At 34.3% G+C, this 22,411-nt stretch carries 17 protein-coding genes; 8 read left to right on the forward strand and 9 right to left on the reverse strand.

Annotation, left to right across the window (positions count from 1 at the left end):
* Positions 1-30 precede the first annotated feature (30 nt).
* The 3 genes from IPJ23_12935 to IPJ23_12945 all read right to left on the reverse strand — a co-directional run bounded on the left by IPJ23_12935 (position 31) and on the right by IPJ23_12945 (position 2,766).
* Positions 31-1,392: a hypothetical protein gene (locus IPJ23_12935; protein ID MBK7631580.1), complete on the reverse strand. Its 1,362-nt coding sequence runs from the start codon at positions 1,390-1,392 to the stop codon at positions 31-33.
* A 175-nt stretch (positions 1,393-1,567) separates the two neighbouring features.
* Complete coding sequence (locus IPJ23_12940) at positions 1,568-1,993, reverse strand: cytochrome c (protein MBK7631581.1); 426 nt, start codon at positions 1,991-1,993, stop codon at positions 1,568-1,570.
* A 41-nt stretch (positions 1,994-2,034) separates the two neighbouring features.
* On the reverse strand, positions 2,035-2,766 hold the full coding sequence (locus IPJ23_12945) for an SIMPL domain-containing protein (GenBank protein ID MBK7631582.1): 732 nt from the start codon (positions 2,764-2,766) through the stop codon (positions 2,035-2,037).
* A gap of 190 nt (positions 2,767-2,956) precedes the next feature.
* Here IPJ23_12945 and IPJ23_12950 point away from each other — a divergent pair, with 190 nt between their 5' ends.
* Together IPJ23_12950 and IPJ23_12955 are read left to right on the forward strand one after the other, a co-directional pair.
* Entirely contained in the window at positions 2,957-5,041 is a 2,085-nt protein-coding gene (locus tag IPJ23_12950; GenBank protein MBK7631583.1) for a thioredoxin domain-containing protein, read from the forward strand.
* 83 nt (positions 5,042-5,124) lie between these two features.
* Positions 5,125-6,696 carry an RNA polymerase sigma factor gene (locus tag IPJ23_12955; GenBank protein ID MBK7631584.1) on the forward strand — a complete coding sequence of 524 codons (1,572 nt, stop codon included), beginning with the start codon at positions 5,125-5,127 and terminating at the stop codon, positions 6,694-6,696.
* Between the two features lie 85 nt (positions 6,697-6,781).
* Here IPJ23_12955 and lpdA read toward each other — a convergent pair whose 3' ends face one another.
* The 4 genes from lpdA to aceE form a co-directional block, all read right to left on the reverse strand.
* A complete protein-coding gene (gene lpdA / locus IPJ23_12960; GenBank protein ID MBK7631585.1) occupies positions 6,782-8,185 on the reverse strand; it encodes a dihydrolipoyl dehydrogenase in 1,404 nt (467 codons plus the stop codon).
* Between the two features lie 32 nt (positions 8,186-8,217).
* Positions 8,218-9,414, reverse strand: coding sequence for an aminopeptidase (locus IPJ23_12965; GenBank protein MBK7631586.1), 1,197 nt, complete (start codon positions 9,412-9,414; stop codon positions 8,218-8,220).
* A 50-nt stretch (positions 9,415-9,464) separates the two neighbouring features.
* Positions 9,465-11,120, reverse strand: coding sequence for a dihydrolipoyllysine-residue acetyltransferase (locus IPJ23_12970; protein ID MBK7631587.1), 1,656 nt, complete (start codon positions 11,118-11,120; stop codon positions 9,465-9,467).
* A 403-nt stretch (positions 11,121-11,523) separates the two neighbouring features.
* Positions 11,524-14,196 (reverse strand): pyruvate dehydrogenase (acetyl-transferring), homodimeric type, encoded by a 2,673-nt coding sequence (aceE, locus tag IPJ23_12975; protein ID MBK7631588.1) that lies wholly within the window; start codon positions 14,194-14,196, stop codon positions 11,524-11,526.
* Between the two features lie 426 nt (positions 14,197-14,622).
* Between aceE and IPJ23_12980 the strand changes: the two genes are divergently transcribed.
* A complete protein-coding gene (locus IPJ23_12980; protein ID MBK7631589.1) occupies positions 14,623-15,684 on the forward strand; it encodes a hypothetical protein in 1,062 nt (353 codons plus the stop codon).
* Positions 15,662-16,060: a T9SS type A sorting domain-containing protein gene (locus tag IPJ23_12985; protein MBK7631590.1), complete on the forward strand. Its 399-nt coding sequence runs from the start codon at positions 15,662-15,664 to the stop codon at positions 16,058-16,060. The genes IPJ23_12980 and IPJ23_12985 overlap by 23 nt, the downstream gene beginning before the upstream one ends.
* Before the next feature lie 76 nt (positions 16,061-16,136).
* On the opposite strand, the gene IPJ23_12990 is transcribed toward IPJ23_12985, so the two are convergent.
* Positions 16,137-18,560 carry a S49 family peptidase gene (locus IPJ23_12990; protein ID MBK7631591.1) on the reverse strand — a complete coding sequence of 808 codons (2,424 nt, stop codon included), beginning with the start codon at positions 18,558-18,560 and terminating at the stop codon, positions 16,137-16,139.
* A gap of 157 nt (positions 18,561-18,717) precedes the next feature.
* Between IPJ23_12990 and IPJ23_12995 the strand changes: the two genes are divergently transcribed.
* The 4 genes from IPJ23_12995 (at position 18,718) to IPJ23_13010 (ending at position 21,343) form a co-directional block, all read left to right on the forward strand.
* Positions 18,718-19,410, forward strand: coding sequence for a DUF4397 domain-containing protein (locus IPJ23_12995; GenBank protein MBK7631592.1), 693 nt, complete (start codon positions 18,718-18,720; stop codon positions 19,408-19,410).
* A gap of 137 nt (positions 19,411-19,547) precedes the next feature.
* On the forward strand, positions 19,548-20,279 hold the full coding sequence (locus IPJ23_13000; GenBank protein MBK7631593.1) for an ABC transporter ATP-binding protein: 732 nt from the start codon (positions 19,548-19,550) through the stop codon (positions 20,277-20,279).
* A 136-nt stretch (positions 20,280-20,415) separates the two neighbouring features.
* Positions 20,416-20,841: a CBS domain-containing protein gene (locus IPJ23_13005; protein ID MBK7631594.1), complete on the forward strand. Its 426-nt coding sequence runs from the start codon at positions 20,416-20,418 to the stop codon at positions 20,839-20,841.
* A gap of 58 nt (positions 20,842-20,899) precedes the next feature.
* The gene (locus IPJ23_13010) at positions 20,900-21,343 is read left to right on the forward strand and encodes a DUF2721 domain-containing protein (protein ID MBK7631595.1); all 444 of its coding nucleotides are present in this window, start codon (positions 20,900-20,902) and stop codon (positions 21,341-21,343) included.
* Between the two features lie 55 nt (positions 21,344-21,398).
* Here the strand turns inward: IPJ23_13010 and argF are convergent, their stop codons facing one another.
* Entirely contained in the window at positions 21,399-22,331 is a 933-nt protein-coding gene (gene argF / locus IPJ23_13015) for an ornithine carbamoyltransferase (GenBank protein ID MBK7631596.1), read from the reverse strand.
* Between the last annotated feature and the right edge of the window lie 80 nt (positions 22,332-22,411).

Here is a 22,411-nt window from a genome sequence, read left to right on the forward strand (position 1 = left end):
CGGTCCACATTTAGTGGACTGGGCTATAATTTAGTTTAATTTTTTATAGAGTTTGGGAATAACAATTGTAAAAGTTGACCCTCTTCCCTCTTTACTTTGAACAGAAATTTTTCCGTCGTGTTTTTTAATAATGTCGTTACAAAGGATCAGTCCCATCCCGGTGCCTTGCTCACCATCTGTTCCGATAGTACTAAAATTTTCATCCAAATTAAATAATTTGTGAATGTGTTCTTCAGAAATCCCAACTCCGTTATCAACAACAGATATTTTTAATTCTTCATTATTATTTTCAGATTTTATCTTTATCCAACTGCCAACTGGGGAAAATTTTATTGCGTTAGTAAGTAAGTTTCTTAAAACTATGGATATCATTTCTTTATCTAATTCAGAGTTTAGAGCATCCTGACATTTTATATCAACGGAGATTTTTTTCCTTGATGCTGTTTCCGATAAAACAGATACGATTTGATCAATCAATTCATTAATATCACACATTTTATAATTAAGCTTAAGAGAACTTCTTTGAACTCTACCCCATAAAAGTAATTGTTCCAGAAAAGCATACAATTTATCTAATGAATGATTTATTTGAGTAATATAAAATTGCTTTTCTTCATCAGAAAAAGAACTATAGTTTGCTTCTAATGTTTTTGTAATTCCAAGCAATCCCTGAAAAGGACTTCTTAAATCATGTGAAAGAACCGTAATAAAGCGATCTTTGGAAGCATTCAATTCTTCCACTCTTTTTATTGATTCTTCCAGCTGCTGATTAGTGGTACTCAACTGCTGAATAAGTTGGCTTAGCTGATCACTTTTTATTTTAACTCGTGCATGTTCAATATCATAATTTTTTAATATAGTGTTTTGAATATTATAAGCCAGTACTATATAAAGAAAGTAACCAAGTACTAGATCAATATATCTTTGACCCTCATTCTGATACGGGACTATTGTATGAGGGTATAAGTACTGAAGTGTAATAAGAATTAAGATCATTACAGCATAAATAAAAAATGATAACATTCTGTGTTTTGGAGGAAGTATTGTTATTGTTACAATAAAATAAACAAAGATTAAAACGCTATTATTGCCATTATACCCCCCATTAAAAAACCAGAGGCAACTAAGAGTAATAACAGAGATAATAAAAAATCCGATGGCATATTTCAAATCTAAATGGGAATTCTTGACACGGATATGAAAGTAAAGGATTACTAGAGCGGCAAAAATTGTTACAATTGTTAAAAGTGTATCTAATCCAAGCAAAATATTTGTTGTAATTCCAACTAAAGCTATAATAAATGAGATATGGGTTATCAGCAAGAATATTCTCTTTTGAATATCAAAAGCTTCATCGTTACCAAACACAAGATTTTTATATTTTTCAAACATCTATCTGATTCATATTCCTTTAATGCAAAACAATTATTGTTCTAATTATTATCGAAAATAAACAAAAATAATGTAGAGTTATTAACCTACTATTAATAGTTGTTCGATAACAAAAAAGGCGACTTAACAACTGCAATTGCAATTAATTAAATCGCCTTAAAAAAATAATTATTATTTACTGGGATAGCAGATAATCTGCAATCTTTCCTAAATCTTTAACATCTTTATTGCCAAAAGATGGCATCATTCCATTTTGGTATCTAACTCTATATGATTTAAATCTGTCAGAATCCATGAACGAATTTGGGTTGCGTAGATAATTAATTAAATCATCTCTGCCGCTCCAATATTGTTTCAATCCCTTTAAAGAAGGTCCTGAATTCGATCCAGCAAGATTACTTCCATGACAATTCACACATCCAAAAGTCATAACAAGTTTTTCTCCCGTAATTTCATCAGTTGTTTGCTGACCCATTGAAGAATTGTTCATTCCGGAAAAATCTTTCATTGGCGCTTCATCTTCTTTAGTTATGCGACCAATCATAAAAAGAACAATAAATAAAAGTAAAAAAGCGGCTACCCATATTTGAGGTTTAGTCATATTCTTGTAATCAATTTGTGAACGAAAAATTTTTAATCAAGTTATTCTATTTCAAACGAAGCGTTAACAACGCCAATAATTTCTTTATCTATGGAACTAAGATCGTTTATTCCATAATCTGAAATTGCATTAGAAAATTTTGGAGTTATTTGAAGGACACCCATTCTTGCACTTCGCATTGGTCCAAGATCTCTATCCGTTGCATCGGCAATTTTTTGTGCTCGTATCATTGCGTCTTTTGCAGCCGCTGCCTGAATTTCAATTTTTAAATCGGCCATTTTTGTGTAATGATATTCCGGTTGTTCAACATTAAAGCTAACACCTTTTTGAATAAGCGAAGTTATATCAAGTGAAAGTTCTTTAATTTTATTTACTTCTGTTGATTGGATTTCAATTCTTTGACTATACACATATCCAATTACTCTTCCGGAACTGTACCCTTGTTCATTCATCTCATAAACAGGATAATTGTTTATAGTAAAAAACTCAATTTTATCTTTTGGAAAACCTTTATTTGTAAGATATGAAATAAGAATTGGCTTTTGTCTGTTCAACTCAGCATATGCACTTTCTGAGGTTGAAGATTGAACAGAAATTGTTCCTCGTAAAAAACCAAGATCTGATACAATTTCTTTTTTAGCTGAGCCGGTAACATTTATTGTTTGATTAGCTCTTTGACTTGATTTCCAGGCATTTGTAAAGAATACTACACCAATTATAAAACTAATACCGATTATTACAGCTGGTACAAAAAAACTGTTTTTGTTTTCCATTTTTGCTATGAATTTTAAGTTATTAAATGTGTTAAAACGTGTGGCAACTTATCAAAAAAGAATAATTTTAACAACTGAAAACGCAGTAAGAATCTTTACAAAACTGTGATTCTAAGCGCAATTATCATAACCCATGTTCTATCGCATCAGAATAATTCTTAACTTAAAACCAAAATTTAATTGTAAAAAAATGGATCAAAAACCTAACAGACTAATAAAAGAAAAAAGCCCCTACTTATTGCAGCATGCATTTAATCCTGTAAACTGGTTCGCGTGGACTGATGAAGCATTTGATAAAGCAAAAGTTGAAGACAAACCAATTTTTCTTTCAATTGGATACTCAACCTGCCATTGGTGCCACGTGATGGAAAAAGAATCATTTGAAGATGAAGAAGTAGCAAAACTGATGAACGATGCTTTTGTATCAATAAAAGTAGATCGTGAAGAGCGTCCCGATATTGATGGGATTTATATGGCCGTTTGCCAGATGGTTACAGGCAGTGGTGGATGGCCTTTAACTATTGTAATGACCCCGGATAAGAAACCATTTTTTACCGGAACATATTTTCCAAAACATAATAGATTTAACAGAATTGGCATGATGGAATTAGTTCCAAAACTTAAATCCGTTTGGTTAAATCAAAAAGAGGACGTTCTAAGATCAGCGGAAGAGATTGCCACATCTTTAAGTAAACAAAATTTAATTTTGGATTCTACAGAAATAGATGAAACAATTTTAGACAAAACTTACAATGAGTTAAGTAAAAGATACGATGAAACGAATGGCGGATTTGGAAACGCTCCCAAATTTCCATCGCCGCATAATTTATTGTTCCTGTTAAGGTATTGGAAAAGAAATAATCAACCAAAAGCACTTGAGATGGTTGAAAAAACTTTAACAGAAATGCGCCGCGGAGGGATTTATGATCATATTGGGTTTGGATTTGCACGCTACTCAACTGATCAACATTGGTTAGTACCGCATTTTGAAAAGATGTTGTACGATCAGGCAATGTTAGTTATGGCCTACACGGAATCATATCTTGCAACAAAAAATATATTCTACAAAAAAACCGCTGAAGAAATATTAGAATATGTTTTACGCGATATGACTCACCCCGATGGTGGTTTTTATTCCGCTGAAGATGCTGATAGTGAAGGTGAAGAAGGTAAATTTTATCTGTGGGACGCTGATGAGTTGAGAAATATTTTGGATAAAGGCGAATCCAATTTTGCAATAAAATTTTTTAATGTTGCTAATAATGGAAACTGGATTGATGAATCAAAAGGAATGATGCCCGGAACTAATATTTTGCATCTCAGAAATTCCTATAAAGAACTTGCCAATGAGTTTAATATAAGCGAGGATGATTTTTTTAATAAGTTAGGATCAATCCGTCAAAAACTTTTTGATTATAGAGAGAAAAGAATTCATCCGCATAAAGATGACAAAGTATTAACTGACTGGAATGGATTGATGATTTCTGCTTTTGCAAAAGCAGCACAGGCTTTTAACAACTGCACTTATGCTGATGTCGCGGAAAAATCTTATTTGTTTATTGAAAAGCATTTAACAAAAAAAGACGGTAAATTAATTCATCGCTTCCGAGATGGTGAATCCGGTTTACCTGCTCATTTAGATGATTATGCTTTTTTGATAAATGCCTTAATCGATCTCTACGAAACTACTTTTGAAATTAAATATCTAAAAAAAGCAGTTGAGCTAAATGAAATCTTAATGCAAGATTATTGGGATGAACACAACGGTGGATTGTTCTTTACATCATCTACAAGCGAAAAAATAATAACAAGACAAAAAGAAGTTTACGATGGAGCAATTCCTTCTGGAAATTCTATTGCTCTATTAAATCTATTAAGGCTTTCTCGATTTATATCTGATGTTAATTATGAAAACAAAGCTTTGGAACTTGTAAAATATTTTTCAAGTTATATCTCACGTTCGCCTTCGGCATTTTCTATGTTTATGTGTGGGCTGGATTTCCTTTTTTCATCATCCACTGAAATTGTAATTGTTTCCGAACTGCAGGATAATATTGTCATTAATGCTTTAGAACTTATTAGAAATTTCTATAATCCGAATAAAGTTGTTGTTCTAAGATCCGATAATATTAATAGCACTTTTGATGAATTGTTATCTTTTACAAAAGATATGAAAATGAAAGATAATAAGGCGACATTTTTTGTTTGTCGTGATTACAAATGTAATCAGCCTGTAAACACGACTACGGAGTTAGAAAACTTACTTTTATTATAGTTAATTGTTTAAGCTAAGTAGATATTTAGTTTTACTTAGAGTAATTTTGTCGTGGTAGATTAAAATAAAATCGGAGAATAACATTGAGTTCAGATAATAAATTTGTTCGATCATTAATTGAAAATGCAAAGCAAGGGAACAATGCCGCCATTGAACAGTTATTCCAGATGAACCTTGCGAAAATTTATGCATTTGCAATTCGTCTTACTGCAAACAAAGCTCTTGCAGAATCCATTACAAAAGAAACTTTTATAGAGGCATGGAAAAAAATTAATCTTGTAAGAAGCGATGCATCATTTCTTAAATGGCTAAGTGCAATAACAGTTTATAAAACGATCGATTCGCTTCGTTCGCAAAAAAGTAAAACAAAAATAAACCATAATGAATTAAGAGAACTTGAATCGAAAGATGAACTAGACAAATACATTCTTGATTTACCAGATCAAGAGAGAATGATTTTTGTTCTTAACAAAATTGAAGGCTACTCGATTGAAGAAATTTCCGATATGATGGGAATAAAGAAAGATCAAGTATCGATTCATTTGGAAATTGCTCATGACAAACTTATAAGTAGTGAGCCATCCTTGTCTAATGAAACCATAATGGCAGAAAAAATTTCAAAAGTTATCCCTGAATTGCAACCATCTACTGATGTACGAAATGGTATCTTCAAATATATAATGGATGTAAAAATACGCGAACAAAATGAACTGGATAAAATTGCTGAGGAATTGGCAGACAAAGAAAATCAAGTAAAAAGCGGAGAAGAGGAATTATCTGGTAAGGATCGGTATCCTGAAGAAGAAATTAAAAAGCCTAAAAAATCTAGAAAACAGTTTAATTTTGATCCTGACTTATTTAAAAAAATTGCTTATATAATATTGGGATTAGGTGCTGTAATAGCTGCTTATATTTTTATTACCTCTGGAGGCGGATGGGAAGTAATCCAGCTTTCCGGTCAACCCAAAATTAACAATAATATTATGAGCAAAGATGATGGCTTCGCCTCCGAGAGCAAAATTGAAACCGATGATGCTTCTTCAGTTACTGTTACGATTCCGGAAATGGGAAGATTATTAATTGATAATTCCTCAATTGTTTCTAGGACTAAAAACAGTAATGAAATAATATTAGACAAAGGTCAAATTAAAAAATTTGAAGGTGATGCGTCTGATGTTTTGATTGTTACAACCCCATTGGCAAAATTTACGGAATTGTACAAAGGCAGCGCATTTCGTTTAGGCGTGGATGAGACTGGTACATGTAAATTAACCGTTGAAAGTGGCTGGGTGATTGTTAACATAAAAGACTTTGATTCTTACGTTCCAAAAAACTTTGATTGTTTAATTTCAAGAGGGAGATATGCAATTCCATATCCATCCGGCTCTTCACCTGAATTAATTAATTTGTTACAAAATTTTAGCGGAATAAACGATCCTTCGGTTGGAACTATTATGACTCAAATGACTAAAAAAGAATCTCTATCATTGTGGCATATTATTCAACTTATTAGTACTGAGAACAGAAGTATTGCTTTTGATAGACTCAACGAACTAGTGCCTGCCCCTTCAAGCGTTACTAAAGAAGGAATACTTGCACTGCATAAATCTATGCTTTTAGATTGGCGACAGGAAATTGAATTGAAGATGGATTAGAGTTTTTCTTAAAAGTTTAAAACAGGAAACCCGATTCTTTGTATGAATTGGGTTTTTCTTTATAGATAGAATTGCTATTGAAACTTTATCTCTTCGGTTTATAAAAATGTGAGCTTTGTCCAAAGAAAACTTCTGCCGCATCCATAATTGTTTCTGATAATGTTGGATGTGGATGAATTGTAAGTTTCAAATCAGTTACATTAGCACCCATTTCAATTGCAAGAACACCTTCAGCAATTAACTCGCCTGCACCAGGACCACAAATTCCAATCCCAAGTAATCTTTGTGTGTCCGGATCAACAATTAATTTTGTTACTCCATCATTTCTATCTAGTGTAACTGCTCTGCCGCTTGCAGCCCAGGGAAATTTTGCAACTTCGTATTTTATTCCGCCTTTCTTTGCTTGTTCTTCGGTTATTCCTGCCCATGCAATTTCAGGATCAGTAAATACAACTGCGGGAATAGCAAGTGGTTCAAATGTAACTTTGTGTCCTGCTATAACCTCAACAGCAACTCTTCCTTCGTGTGATGCTTTATGTGCAAGCATCGGTTCTCCAACAATATCTCCAATAGCAAAAATATTCGGATCAGTTGATCTTAGCTGCTTATCAACTTTTATCCAGCCGCGATCAGTTAAAGTAACTTTTGTGTTTTCTAATCCAAGCCCCTTTGTTTCCGGTTTTCTTCCAATGGACATTAAAACATAATCATAAACTTTATCTGTAACGTTTCCTTTATCATCCTGAATCTTAACACTTATTCCATCTTTTACTTCCTTCATCTCTAGGACTTTACTATTTGTCATTACTTCAGCAAAAGATTTTTTAATACGTAGAGAAAGATAGTTTACAAGATCACGATCTGCTCCCGGCAGTAATCCGGGCATCATTTCAACAACTGAAACTTTTGTTCCAAGTGCTTCATAAACAGAACCAAGCTCAAGTCCGATGTATCCGCCGCCAACAACTAAAAGTGATTTTGGAATTTCAGGTAAATCAAGTGCTGAGGTTGAATTAAGTAATCTTTTTGATTGAATATTCAATGATGGAATTGTCGCAATAACAGAACCTGTTGCTATAATGGCTTTTTCAAAAGAATGCTCGATGGTTTGGCCGTCAACTTTTTCAATCTTAAGTGTTGAAGAGTTTATAAAACTTGCTCTGCCTTGTATGAAATTTATTTTTCTTTGCTTTGATATTTGTCCAAGCCCGTTTGTTAATTTATCAACAACTTTATTCTTAAAGTCACGGAGTTTATTAATATCGATCTTTGGGGCTCCGAATTCTATTCCCCAATTCTTAGCTTCTTCAGCTTCGTGAATAAGTTTAGCAACATGAAGTAATGCTTTTGATGGAATGCATCCACGATACAGACAAACGCCACCAGGATTTTTATCAAGATCAATGAGCGTAACATCCATTCCAAGATCAGCAGCAAGAAATGCTGCGGCATATCCACCTGGTCCGCCACCGATTACTGTTAGATTAATATTTTGTGTTGCCAAAGTTCACCTATCTTTTACTATTTGTCTGGTACAATCCAAATATTGTTTTCAATTTCCAATTTTACATCATCAACATAAACTGCTTTGCCGCTTCCACCAGGGCGAAAATCTGTAACAATATCTACATGCTGTGCGGATTGATTATATATTCCTTTTGATTGTAACTCGGATATTTTGGTTTTACCTTCCTCAGAATTATTGTCATCGACATATGCTTCTGGGTAACTCTGTCCGATAGCTATATGCAACGTACCACCAACCTTTTCAACAAACAAAGGGTGCTTTAAAACCTTATTCATTCCGTTATTCATACCGAGAGCCACTTCGCCAAGTCTATGAGAGCCTTCATCAGTTTCAATAATTTTTTTCAATGCTTCAAAACCTTGTTCAGCGGAATATTCTTTTATAACCCCACTATCAAATCTTAAATAGATTCCCTGAATATCCATTCCACCCTGGAATACTGGAAGATCCACAAATATTTCACCTTCAACAGAATTTGCATCAGGACTTGTAAAAACCTCACCATCCGGAAAATTTCTTTTACCTGTGCATTTAATAATATTTCTTCCTTTGATATTCAGCTTTAGTTCGAGTTCTTTTCTTGTTTTGGGATGCACCGTTTGAATTTTTATTTCAGAGCTTTTTTTCAATAGTTGAAAAATATCTTCTTCAACTTCATCAAGCAGACGAGGATCAACTGTTGAGGCTTTAACTATAAAATCAGAATATTCCTGAAGTGTCATTCCCTCCATGTCCGCAAAACCATTTGTAGGGAAAAGAGTTAATACCCATGGCTTGTTAAGACGAATATCTTTTACCGGAGCATCAGCTTTCATAATTTCCTTTGCAAGTTCTTCTTTGGCATTTCTAAAATATTCAGGATTTGAAACACCAAGTATCTCGATATATTTTGTCATAGCCTTATATCTGTCTGAATGCCATTGCGGAACTTTATTAATTTGTTCCAGGCTTCCGTGTATTGCAATTGAATTACCCCAAACTTTACCTCTGTCGTTATCTGGTGCAATAATATTTATATCTGCAATTCCGCCAGCAGCAAATATTTTATCCTGCAGCACACTCATCAGTGGCCAGCAAATGTTTTCACCTTTTACCATCACTACATCATCTTTTTTTATTCCATCCAAGCTATAATTCAATAAATAATCAGCCCATTTTTCTAAATCATTTTTTGCTATTTCATATTTCATATTAGTACTTCTTTTTTTTGGTTTGATAAATCTCCTGCTCCGAATCCAAACTACATAAGAATCTTTACCGGCTGTTCAAGGGCTTCAACAACAAATCGTAAAAATCTAATCGCATCAGCGCCATCAATAATCCTATGATCATAAGACAATGATAATGGCAGCATTAATCTTGGTTCAAAAACACCGTAGCCATTCCAAACTGGTTCTAAGCTTCCGCGGGATACACCAAGTATTGCAACTTCCGGTGCATTTACAATAGGAGTAAAATATGTTCCGCCAATTCCACCAAGATTAGAAATTGTAAAACTTCCGCCTTGTAAATCATCCAAACCTATTTTTTTATTGCGCGCTTTTTCAGCAAGAGCATTCATATCAACAGAAATTTCTGTTAATGATTTTTTATCAGAGTTTTTAATAACTGGCACTATCAATCCAAACTCTGTATCAACAGCAACACCAATGTTAAAGTAACTCTTGTAAATTATTTCTTTTTTCTCCATATCAATACTGGAATTGAATTGAGGAAATTTCTTTAATGCTTCCACAATTATTCTAACAAGAATTGCTGTTACAGTTAGCTTAGCTTCGGAATTTTTATTTAATTCTTTTCTGGTTTTTTCCAGCAAAGTAATATCGGCTTTATCAAACTGTGTTACGTGCGGAATGGTTGCCCATGCATAGCTAAGATGATCTGCAGTTTTTTTGCGGATGTTTGTCATCTCAACTTTGTTGATCGAACCAAACTTTGTGAAATCAGGTAAAGATTCTGATTTTATATTTAGACCTGTTCCGCTACCCTGGCCATAAGATTCATGAAGTTTCTTGGAAAATGCTTTAACATCATCCATTGAAATTCTGCCGTTTGGTCCCGAGCCAGGAACTTTATTTATATCAACACCAATCTCCCTTGCAATTCTGCGAACAGAAGGAGCCGCCGGCGCGGAGCCTTTTAATATCGGAGGTTGATTATCCAATTCCATCGGCTGGATTGATTTGCGCTCACCTGTTAGAGCTGCAACTTCCTCTTGTTTGGTATCAGCTTTTGCGGATTCTTTAGTTTCTTCTTTTTTTACTTCAATGTGTCTTGATTCTTCAGCAGCGGTCTTGCTCGTTTCCACTTTAATTATCACATCGCCGACTTTAGCTTTGCTTCCGGCCTTAATTAAAACCTCAACAACTTTTCCGGCAACTGTTGTAGGAACTTCTATTGTAGCTTTATCAGTTTCGATTTCGAGTATTGCCTGATCATTCTCAATTCTATCGCCAATCTTTACTAAAACATTTAGCACATCGGCGGATTCAATATTCTCTCCAAGATCAGGTAAACGAAAATCTATAATTTCTTTTTTGCCTGAAGATGATGGAACAGAAGAAGCTTTGTATTCAACCTCCGGCTCAGTTTTTACTTCTAATTTTTCTTCTTTTTTCTTTTCAGTCTTACTTACTTCAACTTTTTCTGTCGCACTGCCGCCTTCATCAATCATAAAAATTGTCTCACCGACTTTTACTTTATCGCCTGCTTTTACTAAAAGTTTTGTAATCTTACCTTCAACGGAAGATGGAACTTCTATAGTAGCTTTATCGGTTTCAATTTCAATTATAGCCTGATCTTTTGTAATTGTATCGCCTTCACTAACAAGAACACTAACTACATCAGCAGCTTCAATGTTTTCGCCAAGTTCCGGTAATTTAAATTCTGTTGCCATTATAAAATCCTGATTTTCTTTCCGGGTTCCTCCCAAAAAATTTTTCCCGGGGGGAACAGAGAGACCCCCAAGAAAAACGGGGGGGAAAAAAAAATTTTTTTTTTCCCCCCTTTAAAAAAAAAAAAAATGATTAATAATCCAAAGCTTCTTTTCCAGCACATCTAAAAATATTTGTGCTTGGACTGGATTAAATTCATCAACTGTTTTTAATTCAAAAAAAATTTTTTTTCAAAAAAAAAAAAAAAAACAAAAAAAAAAAAAAATTTATCTCTTTATAAATAGCAGGAATAGCTTTTGTTTTTCAACTAACATCTGTAATATAATACAAACACTCTCGTAAGCTGATTCTATACCTGGTCCCAGTCTTTAGAACATCAATTGGACACGCAATTATAACTCTCTTTTATGTATTCATCGGGTTACGTTTGTTTGGATTTATACCGAGTTCTTTTGCCGCTTTATCCAAATCTTTATCCTTAATTTTTTCTTCTTTAAATAACGCTGTAAGAGTTGCAAACACTATATGTTTTGCATCCACTTCAAAGAAATCACGAAGCACCTCTCGAGTTTCACTTCTTCCAAATCCATCAGTACCAAGCGAGTATAACCTACCAGGGAACCATTTAGAAATTGAATCAGGAAGCGCTTTAACATAATCCGAAGAGGCTACAAAAACTCCATCTTCTTTTGCAAGCGTTTTTTCTATATAAGATTCTTTTTGCTTAGAGGTCGGATTAAGCAAATTCCATCTTTCAGCTTCAAGTGCATCACGTCTTAATTCTTTATAACTTGTTACACTCCAAACATCACTGGCAACACGATAATCATCTTCAAGAATTTTTGCTGCCTTAATTACTTCGTTAAGTATTGTTCCACTTCCAAATAAATTTGCTTTTAACTTTGAATTCTTTTTATCAGAAGCTTTAAACTTATACATCCCTTTTAGAATGCCTTCTTTGGAACCCTTAGGCATCTCTGGCATTGCATAGTTTTCATTCATTAATGTTATATAATAAAAAACATGTTCCTGATCTTCATACATTCTTTTTATCCCATCACGAATAATCACGGCAAGCTCATAAGCATATGCAGGATCATAAGTAACAAGATTGGGAACCGGATAAGCAAGTAAATGGCTGTGTCCATCCTGATGCTGCAAACCTTCGCCGTTAAGAGTTGTTCTTCCCGCGGTGCCACCGAGCATAAAACCTTTTGCGCCAATATCACCGGCAGCCCAAACTAAATCGCCAACTCGCTGCATTCCAAACATTGAGTAATATATAAAGAAAGGAATCATATTAATTCCGTGTGTGTTGTAGGCCGTTCCTGCAGCAATAAAAGAAGACATCGAACCAGCTTCATTAATCCCTTCTTCAAGTATTTGTCCGTCCTTTGCTTCTTTATAGTATAGCAATGAATCTTTATCAACAGGTTCATAAAGTTGTCCGGCGTGGGAGTAAATACCGACTTGTCTAAATAGTGCTTCCATCCCAAATGTTCTTGCTTCATCCGGAACGATTGGAACAACTAATTTCCCAAGTTCTTTATCCTTTAAAAGTTTTGCAAGAATTCTAACAAATACCATCGTGGTAGAAACTTCTCTCCCTTCTGTACCTTTATAAAATTCTTCAAAGATAGCTTCCGGTGGTGTTTTTATTGGTCGAACATCTGTTTTTCTGGTTGGAACAAATCCTCCAAGTTGTTTTCTTCTTTCCTTGATGTACGTAATTTCTGCGCTATCTTCAGCAGGTTTGTAAAATGCATCAGTTAAAATATCTTCATCAGAAATCGGAATACCGAATCTGCTGCGAAACTCTCTCATCTCTTCTTCATTTAATTTTTTCTGCTGATGAGTTACATTTTTTCCTTCGCCCGCTTCACCAAGTCCATACCCTTTGATTGTTTTAGCAAGTATCACGGTTGGCTTACCAGTATATTCAACAGCCTCTTTATAAGCTGCGTAAACTTTTTCAGGATCATGACCGCCGCGTTTCATCTTAAACAATTGTTCATCGGTCATCTTCTCAACCATCTTTAATAAATCAGGATCTTTGCCAAAGAAATTTTTTCTGATATAATCGCCACCCTCAACTGAGTATTTTTGATATTCACCATCAACAACTTCACCCATACGTTTAACAAGTTTACCATCAACATCTTTATCCAATAATGATTCCCAATCTTCACCCCAAATAACTTTTATAACATGCCAGCCTGCGCCACGGAATATCGCTTCAAGTTCCTGTATAATTTTTGCGTTCCCACGAACCGGTCCATCTAATCGCTGGAGGTTACAATTAATAACAAAAATTAAGTTGTCAAGTTTTTCACGCGAAGCAAGAGTTATGGCACCAAGAGATTCCGGTTCATCAGTTTCTCCATCACCAAGAAATGCCCAAACTTTACCACCCGGTTTTTTTAATCCACGATCTTCTAAATATCTATTAAATCTTGCTTGATAAATTGCCTGTAAAGGTCCTAATCCCATAGAAACAGTTGGAAACTCCCAGAAGTTCGGCATCAAGAAAGGATGCGGATAAGATGTAAGGCCGCCTTCTGGTTTTAAATCTCTTCTAAAGTTTTTTAATTGTTCTTTAGTAATTCTTCCCTCAAGAAAAGCGCGAGCATAAATTCCGGGAGAAGCATGACCCTGAAAATAAATTTGATCACCATCGTAGCCATCACCCTTACCACGGAAGAAATGATTAAAACCAATCTCATACAAAGTTGCAGCGGATGCATAGGTAGAAATATGTCCGCCAACGCTGCCTTCCTGTTTGTTTGCTTTTACAACCATAGCCATTGCAATCCAGCGGATAAGGCTTTTTATTCGTCTTTCAATTTCTCTATCACCGGGAAACGGCGGTTGTTTTTCTTTTGATATTGTATTTATGTAAGGCGTGTTTGCACTAAACGGAACGTGAACTCCGGATTTATGTGCACGGATTTGCAGCTGCTGCAAAAGTTCAACAACACGTTCAGGGCCACTATTCTGAAGAACATAATCTAGAGAATAAAGCCACTCGCTGGTTTCAAGCTCTTCAGTTTTGGGATCTTTTTTAATTTCATCACTCATAAAAATTTCCTTTGTTCTTTCATTGGTGTCAATACGAGGAGTCTGATTAGGACAACTAAGTAATCTGTTATATAGATTGCTTCATCCCGATAATCGGGATTCGCAATGACCAGCAATTATATTATGCTTATTTCTTTAAAAAACAAGTATTTTACGGATAACATTCCATTGGAATCAACAAAATAAATCAGAATGCTATGCTCAAAATCGGTGTGAAAAAATAAAGGAAATGGGCTTTAATAACAAGAAAGCTTAAGTGAGGAAAAGCAAGGCAGAATGTTAAATTATCAATGCTAACTGTTTAATTATTGGAATAGTTTTTACTCTCTTAAACCTGAACCTAAACTTAACGGGCTCTTGACTTTGCGGTTTTTCTTTCTCTTTTTTGAAGTAGAAATTTTTTACTCTTTTCATTAAGGGGCTTTTATGAAAATCACTCTAATTTTATCAATAGCTTTTTCAGCACTAACATTCTCTCAAAATCAAAACTTAGATTACAACAATTACTTTGACCCAATTCCTTTTAAAATCGATCAATCCACAAGGGTAAAAAGTAATGAAGCCCCAAACTCAAATAATAGAATAATCACTAATAAGAAATTCTTAGAAAATGGATATATACTCATTGAGCAGATCCATTTATGGGGCAGTGGTAATACCTGGTTGAACTATGAAAAAACTGACTTAATATATAACACTAATTATCAGGTAGTAGAAAAAAATATTTTTAATTGGGCTGATTCGATTTGGATAAATGGGAAAAGAGAGTTGTACAATTATGATACAAGCGGTAATGATACAACGATAATAAAACAGTATTGGGTAATTGATAAGTGGATTAATTCTGAAAAAATTTTTAATGCGTTTGATTCAAATAATAATTTGATTCAAACTATTAATCAAAATTTCTATGATAGCTTATTTATAAATCTTGATAAAACCTATTTTACATATGATTCGCAAAACAGATTAATTGAAGAAGTTTATCAATTCGATGGAAACTGGGATAATCGAACCAGACGCTCAAAAGAATATAATATTAACAATTTAGTAATTGAGGTCATCAATGAGGGATGGAACGGTACCGAATGGGTAAATGATAATCAAAGATTATATGAATATGATGAAAACCAAAACAAAATTTTGGAAATGTTAAATTATTGGAGCGGCACGGAATGGGGTGATCATATCAGATGGATATCTAATTATAATCCAAATAATTTAATATCTGAACTCATACAGGACGAGTATTTTGAAAGCACTTGGTTACATTCGCAAAAAGATATATATACATACGAATCACTAAATCTTATTGAAGATAAGATTCTACGTTGGAGTACCTTCGATTGGGATACAAGTAGCAGAATAATTTATTCATATAATTCTAATGACAAATGTATTGAGCGACAATTTCAACGCTATCGATTCGGGTGGGAAGACTGGACACGATATACTTTTGAATTTGATGAATTTGGATTTAAAAATTGAAAGTAGTTATACTTGGGTTTTTACTGAGTGGGTTAACAATCACAAGTATTTATACAATTATTCTCCTATTACCAGTATAGAAACAGATAGGATTCAATCTATCGGTTATCTATTACAACAAAACTACCCAAACCCATTTAATCCAAGCACAAAAATAAGTTGGCAGTCTCCAGTCGACAGTTGGCAAACTTTAAAGGTTTACGATATTCTAGGAAACGAGGTTGCTACTTTGGTGAATGAGTATAGAAATGCTGGAAGTTACGAAGTAGATTTTCAGTCTTCAGTCGGCAGTCATCAGTTGGCAAATGGAGTTTATTTTTACCAGCTAAGAGTTGGTGATTTTGTTGAAACGAAGAAGATGATACTTCTAAAGTAAGCTTTGCGTTCTTTGCGTCTCTGCGTCAGAAAAAGGATTTCTCGCAAAGGCGCTAAGCCGCAGTTAGCGCATAATCTTATTCTTCGTAAATCATATTCTCATCTATAAAATCCTGCGGTAGGAGCGGTATTGGTATTCCGTTATACTGTAAACGGAATTTCAAATCTCTTATAAACGGATCTTCAATAATTTTTTGTTCGATTCTTAAAAAGCTTGGCAGAAATGAATTCAGATCAAACCATTCTGGTTCTGGCATTTCAATAATTTCGTATTCGCTGTTTGTAAGATTAGTTTTTTGCAAAGCTATTTTTATTGCATCATCCAATCCTCCTAGTACATCAACCAATCCATTTTTTAAACCATCGCTGCCGGACCACACTCTTCCCTGCGCAATTTTTTCAATTTCATTAAAAGGTTTGTTCCTACCCAAAGCTACTTTTTCCACAAAACCTTTATACAGAGTTTTGATTCCTGTTTCTGCCATCTTCAATTCTTCCTCTGTAAAATCACGATCAGGAATTGAGATTCCAATTAACGGAATCGTAGCGCCAAAACCAAGATCAGCAAATTTTCCCTTCTGAACGTGATCAACAGACATTCCAAGGTTCTGCTTTAAAGTTTTGTTAAATATATATGCACCAATCACCCCAATTGAGCCAGTGATTGTATTTGGTGCGGCAACAATAGTATCAGCAAACATAGAAAGCCAATAGCCGCCAGAAGCCGCTACATAGCCCTGAGAAACAATTATAGGCTTCTTCCCTTTTCCTTTGTGAAGTACATCTGCTATAAGATCAGCAGCAAGCGCATCTCCACCCGGCGAATCAACACGTACAACAATTGCTTTAACATTCCCGCTGTTCATTGCAGCTTCAACATATTTAACCAAATTGCGCGCTTTAATTCCGTCATCCATACCCGTACCGCCAATTGCATAGATTACCGCAATCTTAGGCTTGGATCCCCAATAATCATTCGGTGTTTTAAAAGCTTCTAATGAGTTTGCACTTATTAAACTCTTGTTTTCCTTTTCATAATTATTAATTATTTCATTTATATCACTCCAACGAGCAAGTGTATCAACAAGTCTTAATTTCATTGCATCTTCGGGTAAAAACAAAAAAGCACTGTCAACAAGTTCATCAAAGTATGAAGGTGTAAAATTTCTGCTTGCACAAATTTCTCTTTGCGCTAGATTATAGTTTTCATCAACAAGTCTTTGTCTTTGTTCACGATCGGCTTCACTAAAATCTTTACGTGCATAATTTTCAACGGCAGATTTATATTTAAAGTATCTCAACTCACGGAAACCAAGCCCTAGCATTTCAAGCGATCCCTTAAAGAATGTTCTTCCCATCAAATAACCATTGAGGGATATTGTGCCCATCGGATCAAGAATTATTTTATCAGCAACAGATGCAAAATGATATTCATCCATCCCTGCACGATCTATGTAGATATAAACTTTTTTACCGTGGGATTTTATTTCTCTAAGTTTTTCTCGTAATTCCCAAAGCATTTCTTTGTTGATGTTCATTCCGGAAAGATTGATTGCAATACCTGAAACTGAATTATCATTTATTATGGCATTAAGTTGTTCTAACAGATTAAAAAGTGTTCTGCTGTTATCAAACAATTTGAAGTTCTGATACTTGACCCCGCCTTGCAAATTCATACTAACATAATTGTCTTTGCCGGAAAAAACTCTTAATAGGTTTCTATCATCAGCGCCAACTCGTATGCCGTAAGTATTATATGATTGCTTGGCATCTTCATTAAAATGGGCATTTGTTGTTATACCAAATGAACCAAAACCTAGTTGAACACCTACATTAAAACTTTTCCCATCATAATACCTACCGATAAATCTTAAACCATCTAATGGTTCTACAATTGCACCTGCGCTCCATTTTATTTTTTCCCTTATTCTATCATCCGTAAATGTATAATCTCCAAACAAGGAAAGATTATAATTAGCAAGAGGTCTAACACCCGCTCCGATGATTCCTTCTCTTTCTCCTCTAGAAGGCAAGTTTGCGATAAGATTAAATGAGAGAAAATTTGCAGGACGAAAAATTGCCCCAAGTGTAAATAAATCAGATCGCTCAAGATATTTTACATCTCCCGTTGACCAGCCGTATCCAAGTCCAACACCAAAAGCATCTGAGCCAATTGCAGTTGAAAGTTTGTAATCAGTTATTGAAAAGTTTTTATAGGATTGATTGTGAATACCAAAACCTAAATAAGGAACAGAAGTAAATAATCCCCAACTGCTGAAATCATTTGCACCTGCATCTTTGTCATTCCACGTAAAATAAATATTTGGCTGTGACTGAAAAGAAAGTTCCGCGGGATTATTAAACCCGCCCAACCCGAATATTATCGTTCCGGGGGTAGCAAACTCCATATCATTATTTAAATAATATGACGGAAAAATGGTCTGAGCATTATTAGAAATGCTAAAAAATGCAATTATGGTGATTAAAATTTTGCGTAACATTTTTTTCCCTGATTGTGTTCCAAAAAATCCTGCTTAAAAATAACATTTAAAGGGAATAATAAATGACCTAAATAAAAAGGAACTAAAAAAATTTTACTTCTGTTAAGCTATTACAATCACAAAAATAATTTAACAATATATATATCAGGAGGTTCAAATGTTCGCACGTAAATATCTTTCATTATTCTTAATGTTAATCTTTGGTATAACAGTTTTTACAGCTTGCAGCGATGATGAAAACACTGTTACTCCAACACCAGCATCTAAATCAAAAGTTTTAGTTACACATGCATCACCAGATGCGCCAGGAGTTGATCTTTTAGTTGATAATACAGTTGCAGGAACTAATCTTACTTTTCCTAACAGCACTGGATATTTAGAGGTTAACTCTGGAACACGTAATGTTAAAGTCAATGTAACGGGAACAACTACTACTGCTTTAGAAGCAAATCTAAATTTAGCAGCAGATAAAGATTATTCAGTATTTGCAGTAAATAATGTTGCCATGATAGAAGCAGTTGTTTTGGAAGATAATCTTACATCACCTGCAGCCGGCAAAGCACACGTAAGATTCGTTCACTTGTCACCAAACGCTCCGGCAGTTGATATTACAACGAATACGGGTGCAGTAGTTTTTGGTAATTATGTATTTAAACAAGCTTCTGCTTTCACTCCACTTGATGCAGGTACATATGATTTGCAAGTAAGATTGGCCGGAACCTCAACAGTTGTATTAGATTTACCAGGAATTTCCTTGACTGCTGGAAAAATTTATACAGTATTTGCTAAAGGACTAGTTGGTGGTCAGGGAACACAATCATTAGGCGCTCAAATAATTGTAAACAAATAATGATCAGGTTGTGAGTAGATGATGATGGTGAAAAGCCGGGTTTGAAAAAATCCGGCTTTTTATTTTATAACCTTTCATAGTAATAAGTCATAAGTAAATCTTTTTGATTATTTTTGTTCGTTAACAAATGATTTAATATGATTGAAATAAGTAATCTTCATAAAAACTTTGGCGGCAAAAAAGTTTTGCGCGGCGTTAATCTTACAATTGAGCAGGGAGAAACTATTGTTATCATCGGCAGAAGCGGATGCGGCAAAAGTGTTTTGATAAAGCATATTGTTGGATTGCTAAGCCCGGATTCCGGTTATGTTAAAGTCGAAAACAATATTGTAAATGATCTTAGTCAAAAAGAGCTCTACACCTTAAGAAAAAAATTCGGGTTTTTATTTCAGGGAGCAGCGCTATTTGATTCTATGACTGTTGAAGAAAATGTCAGCCTTCCTTTAGTTGAATCAAAATTGAATCATTCCAAATCTGAAATAAAAAATATCGTTGAAGAAAAGTTATCTTTAGTTGATCTTGAAGATGTTTTAAATCTAAAACCTTCAGAACTTTCCGGGGGAATGAAAAAGAGGGTTGCCCTTGCGCGTGCTCTTGTTACAAATCCATCTTACATTTTATACGATGAACCAACCACCGGACTCGATCCAATAATGTCCGATTCTATCGATCAGCTAATAAAGGATCTATCAACAAAATTAAATGTTACTTCTGTAGTTGTTACACACGACATGTACAGTGTAAAAAACGTTGCAAATCGTGTTGCGATGATGAACGATGGCCTCATCTATTTTACAGGCAAACCCGAAGAACTAATAAACTCAACAGATAAAGTAATTGCAGATTTTATTAGAAGAACTGAAGTTTGATTTTTTTCCATCAAATTATTCTTTTGTTTCACTTGATATTTCAATCTTCCGAGCAGTAAAAATCTATAATAAATTTCCTCTTTGCACTTCATCATAAAAACACTATATTTCAAAAAATTAAATTAAGGAGTCAGATATGGAATCAATTAAGGACATTCTAAATGGGCGTGAAGTTTTTACTATTCAATCCGGCTCATCTGTAAAAGATACCGTAAATTACATGGCATCAAAGGGAGTCGGACTTTTACCCGTAATGAAGAATGAGAAGTTAATCGGTGTATTTTCTGAACGTGATTTGGTTAAAAGAGTTATCGCAAAAGATAAAGATTTGTTTTTGACTGCTGTTGATGAGATTATGAGCACAAAACTTGTAATTGGTAAAATAGATGAGCCTAATGAATCCGTATTAGCAAAAATGAAAGAAGCTAAGACAAGACATATCTTAATTATAGATAACGAAAAACTTGTTGGCGTTCTTTCTCTTCGTGATCTTTTAGAGATAGATCTTAATCATTGCAAAACAACTGTTGAGGTTTTAAATAATTATATTTACTCCAAGTAAAAATAATTTTATTTAAGATATGCCTAACATTACCTCGATTGTTGAAATCATTCAACTTATGCTTGCCCCTGGAATAATGATTTCCGCGTGCGGACTATTATTGCTTGGAATGAACAATAAATATTCGCTTGTTGTAAACAGAATTCGCTTGCTCAATGAAGAAAGAAGAAAAGCAATTCATAAAACCACGGATGATAAAAATTTTAATTATCAGGAAACTCAAAGGTTAGAAAGTATATCTATGCAAATCTCAAGTTTGGTTTATAGAGTTAAACTTGTTAGAAATGCTGTGCTGTCCTACACAATTGCAGTTGCCTTATTTGTTCTCACTTCCCTTTCAATAGGATTTGGGTTTTTATTAGAATTAACAAAACTAAATTCATTTGTTACGGTTTTGTTTTTACTAGGAATGATTTCTGTTTTATGTGGGGTTAGTTTTGCAGCTTACGAAACTTATAAAGGTTATGAGATAGTAAATTTCGAGGTGAAGATTGATGAATAATCTCAGCGCCTCTGTGATACAAATCGATCACAGAAACGCTAAGATGCTTAAAACTCTACATTACTAAAGCCATTACAGCCTTCTGAACATGCAATCTGTTTTCTGCTTCATCAAATATTACTGAGTTACTAGAATCAGCAACTTCGTTTACAACTTCATCACCGCGGTGTGCAGGTAAACAGTGCATAAACAGGTAATCCTCTTTAGCGTTGTTAACTAACTTTGGATTTACTTGGTATCTCATAAATTTCTGTCTGCGTTCAGCAGCTTCTGCTTCCTGGCCCATACTTGCCCAAACATCTGTATAAACAATATCTGCATTTTTAACTGCAGCAACGGGATCATCAGTAATTTCAACTTTACTGCCCATATACTTTGCAAACTTTTTAGCATTTTCAACAATTTGCTTATCCGGTTTATATCCGGAAGGTGAGGCAATTGAAATGTTCATTCCAACTTTTGAACAGCCATTTAATAAGCTATGAGCCATATTGTTTCCATCGCCAATATAGGCAAGTTTTAATCCTTGCAATTTTCTTTTCTTCTCAAGAACAGTAAATAAATCTGTTAAAACCTGACAAGGATGAAGTAAATCAGTCAATCCGTTTATAACTGGAATTTTAGCATATTTTGCAAGATCTGTAACATCGCTGTGTGCAAAAGTACGAATCATAATTCCATCCAAATATCTTGCAAGAACTTTGGCCGTATCCTCAATACTCTCACTTGTACCAAGTTGTAAATCATTTGGTCCAAAATATAGTCCAATTCCGCCAAGTTGATAAATACCAACTTCAAATGAAACTCTTGTTCTTGTGGATCGTTTCGTAAAGATCATACCAAGAGTTTTACCTTCAAGCAAACGATGAGGCTCTCCGGTATATTTTTTTTCTTTAAGAGATTTGCTTACATCAAAAATCTCATAAATTTCTTCGAGTGTAAGATCAGCAATAGAAATTAAATCTTTGCCTTTCATGTTAACTGCCATAAATAACTCCTATTTTTAAAAGTTTAAGGTCAGGTTTAAGAAACAAAACTGCTAACAATTAAAATTTATCAATAAATATA

The sequence above is a fragment of the Ignavibacteriales bacterium genome (assembly GCA_016709765.1).
Lineage (GTDB): Bacteria > Bacteroidota > Ignavibacteria > Ignavibacteriales > Ignavibacteriaceae > IGN3.

What these genes read in the sequence shown, in the direction of transcription:
- IPJ23_12935 (MBK7631580.1), bottom strand. Translation starts at nt 1,392, where the DNA reads ATGTTTGAAAAATATAAAAATCTTGTGTTTGGTAACGATGAAGCTTTT.
- IPJ23_12940 (MBK7631581.1), bottom strand. Translation starts at nt 1,993, where the DNA reads ATGACTAAACCTCAAATATGGGTAGCCGCTTTTTTACTTTTATTTATT.
- IPJ23_12945 (MBK7631582.1), bottom strand. Translation starts at nt 2,766, where the DNA reads ATGGAAAACAAAAACAGTTTTTTTGTACCAGCTGTAATAATCGGTATT.
- IPJ23_12950 (MBK7631583.1), top strand. Translation starts at nt 2,957, where the DNA reads ATGGATCAAAAACCTAACAGACTAATAAAAGAAAAAAGCCCCTACTTA.
- IPJ23_12965 (MBK7631586.1), bottom strand. Translation starts at nt 9,414, where the DNA reads ATGAAATATGAAATAGCAAAAAATGATTTAGAAAAATGGGCTGATTAT.
- IPJ23_12970 (MBK7631587.1), bottom strand. Translation starts at nt 11,120, where the DNA reads ATGGCAACAGAATTTAAATTACCGGAACTTGGCGAAAACATTGAAGCT.
- aceE (MBK7631588.1), bottom strand. Translation starts at nt 14,196, where the DNA reads ATGAGTGATGAAATTAAAAAAGATCCCAAAACTGAAGAGCTTGAAACC.
- IPJ23_12980 (MBK7631589.1), top strand. Translation starts at nt 14,623, where the DNA reads ATGAAAATCACTCTAATTTTATCAATAGCTTTTTCAGCACTAACATTC.
- IPJ23_12985 (MBK7631590.1), top strand. Translation starts at nt 15,662, where the DNA reads ATGAATTTGGATTTAAAAATTGAAAGTAGTTATACTTGGGTTTTTACT.
- IPJ23_12990 (MBK7631591.1), bottom strand. Translation starts at nt 18,560, where the DNA reads ATGTTACGCAAAATTTTAATCACCATAATTGCATTTTTTAGCATTTCT.
- IPJ23_12995 (MBK7631592.1), top strand. Translation starts at nt 18,718, where the DNA reads ATGTTCGCACGTAAATATCTTTCATTATTCTTAATGTTAATCTTTGGT.
- IPJ23_13000 (MBK7631593.1), top strand. Translation starts at nt 19,548, where the DNA reads ATGATTGAAATAAGTAATCTTCATAAAAACTTTGGCGGCAAAAAAGTT.
- IPJ23_13005 (MBK7631594.1), top strand. Translation starts at nt 20,416, where the DNA reads ATGGAATCAATTAAGGACATTCTAAATGGGCGTGAAGTTTTTACTATT.
- IPJ23_13010 (MBK7631595.1), top strand. Translation starts at nt 20,900, where the DNA reads ATGCTTGCCCCTGGAATAATGATTTCCGCGTGCGGACTATTATTGCTT.
- argF (MBK7631596.1), bottom strand. Translation starts at nt 22,331, where the DNA reads ATGGCAGTTAACATGAAAGGCAAAGATTTAATTTCTATTGCTGATCTT.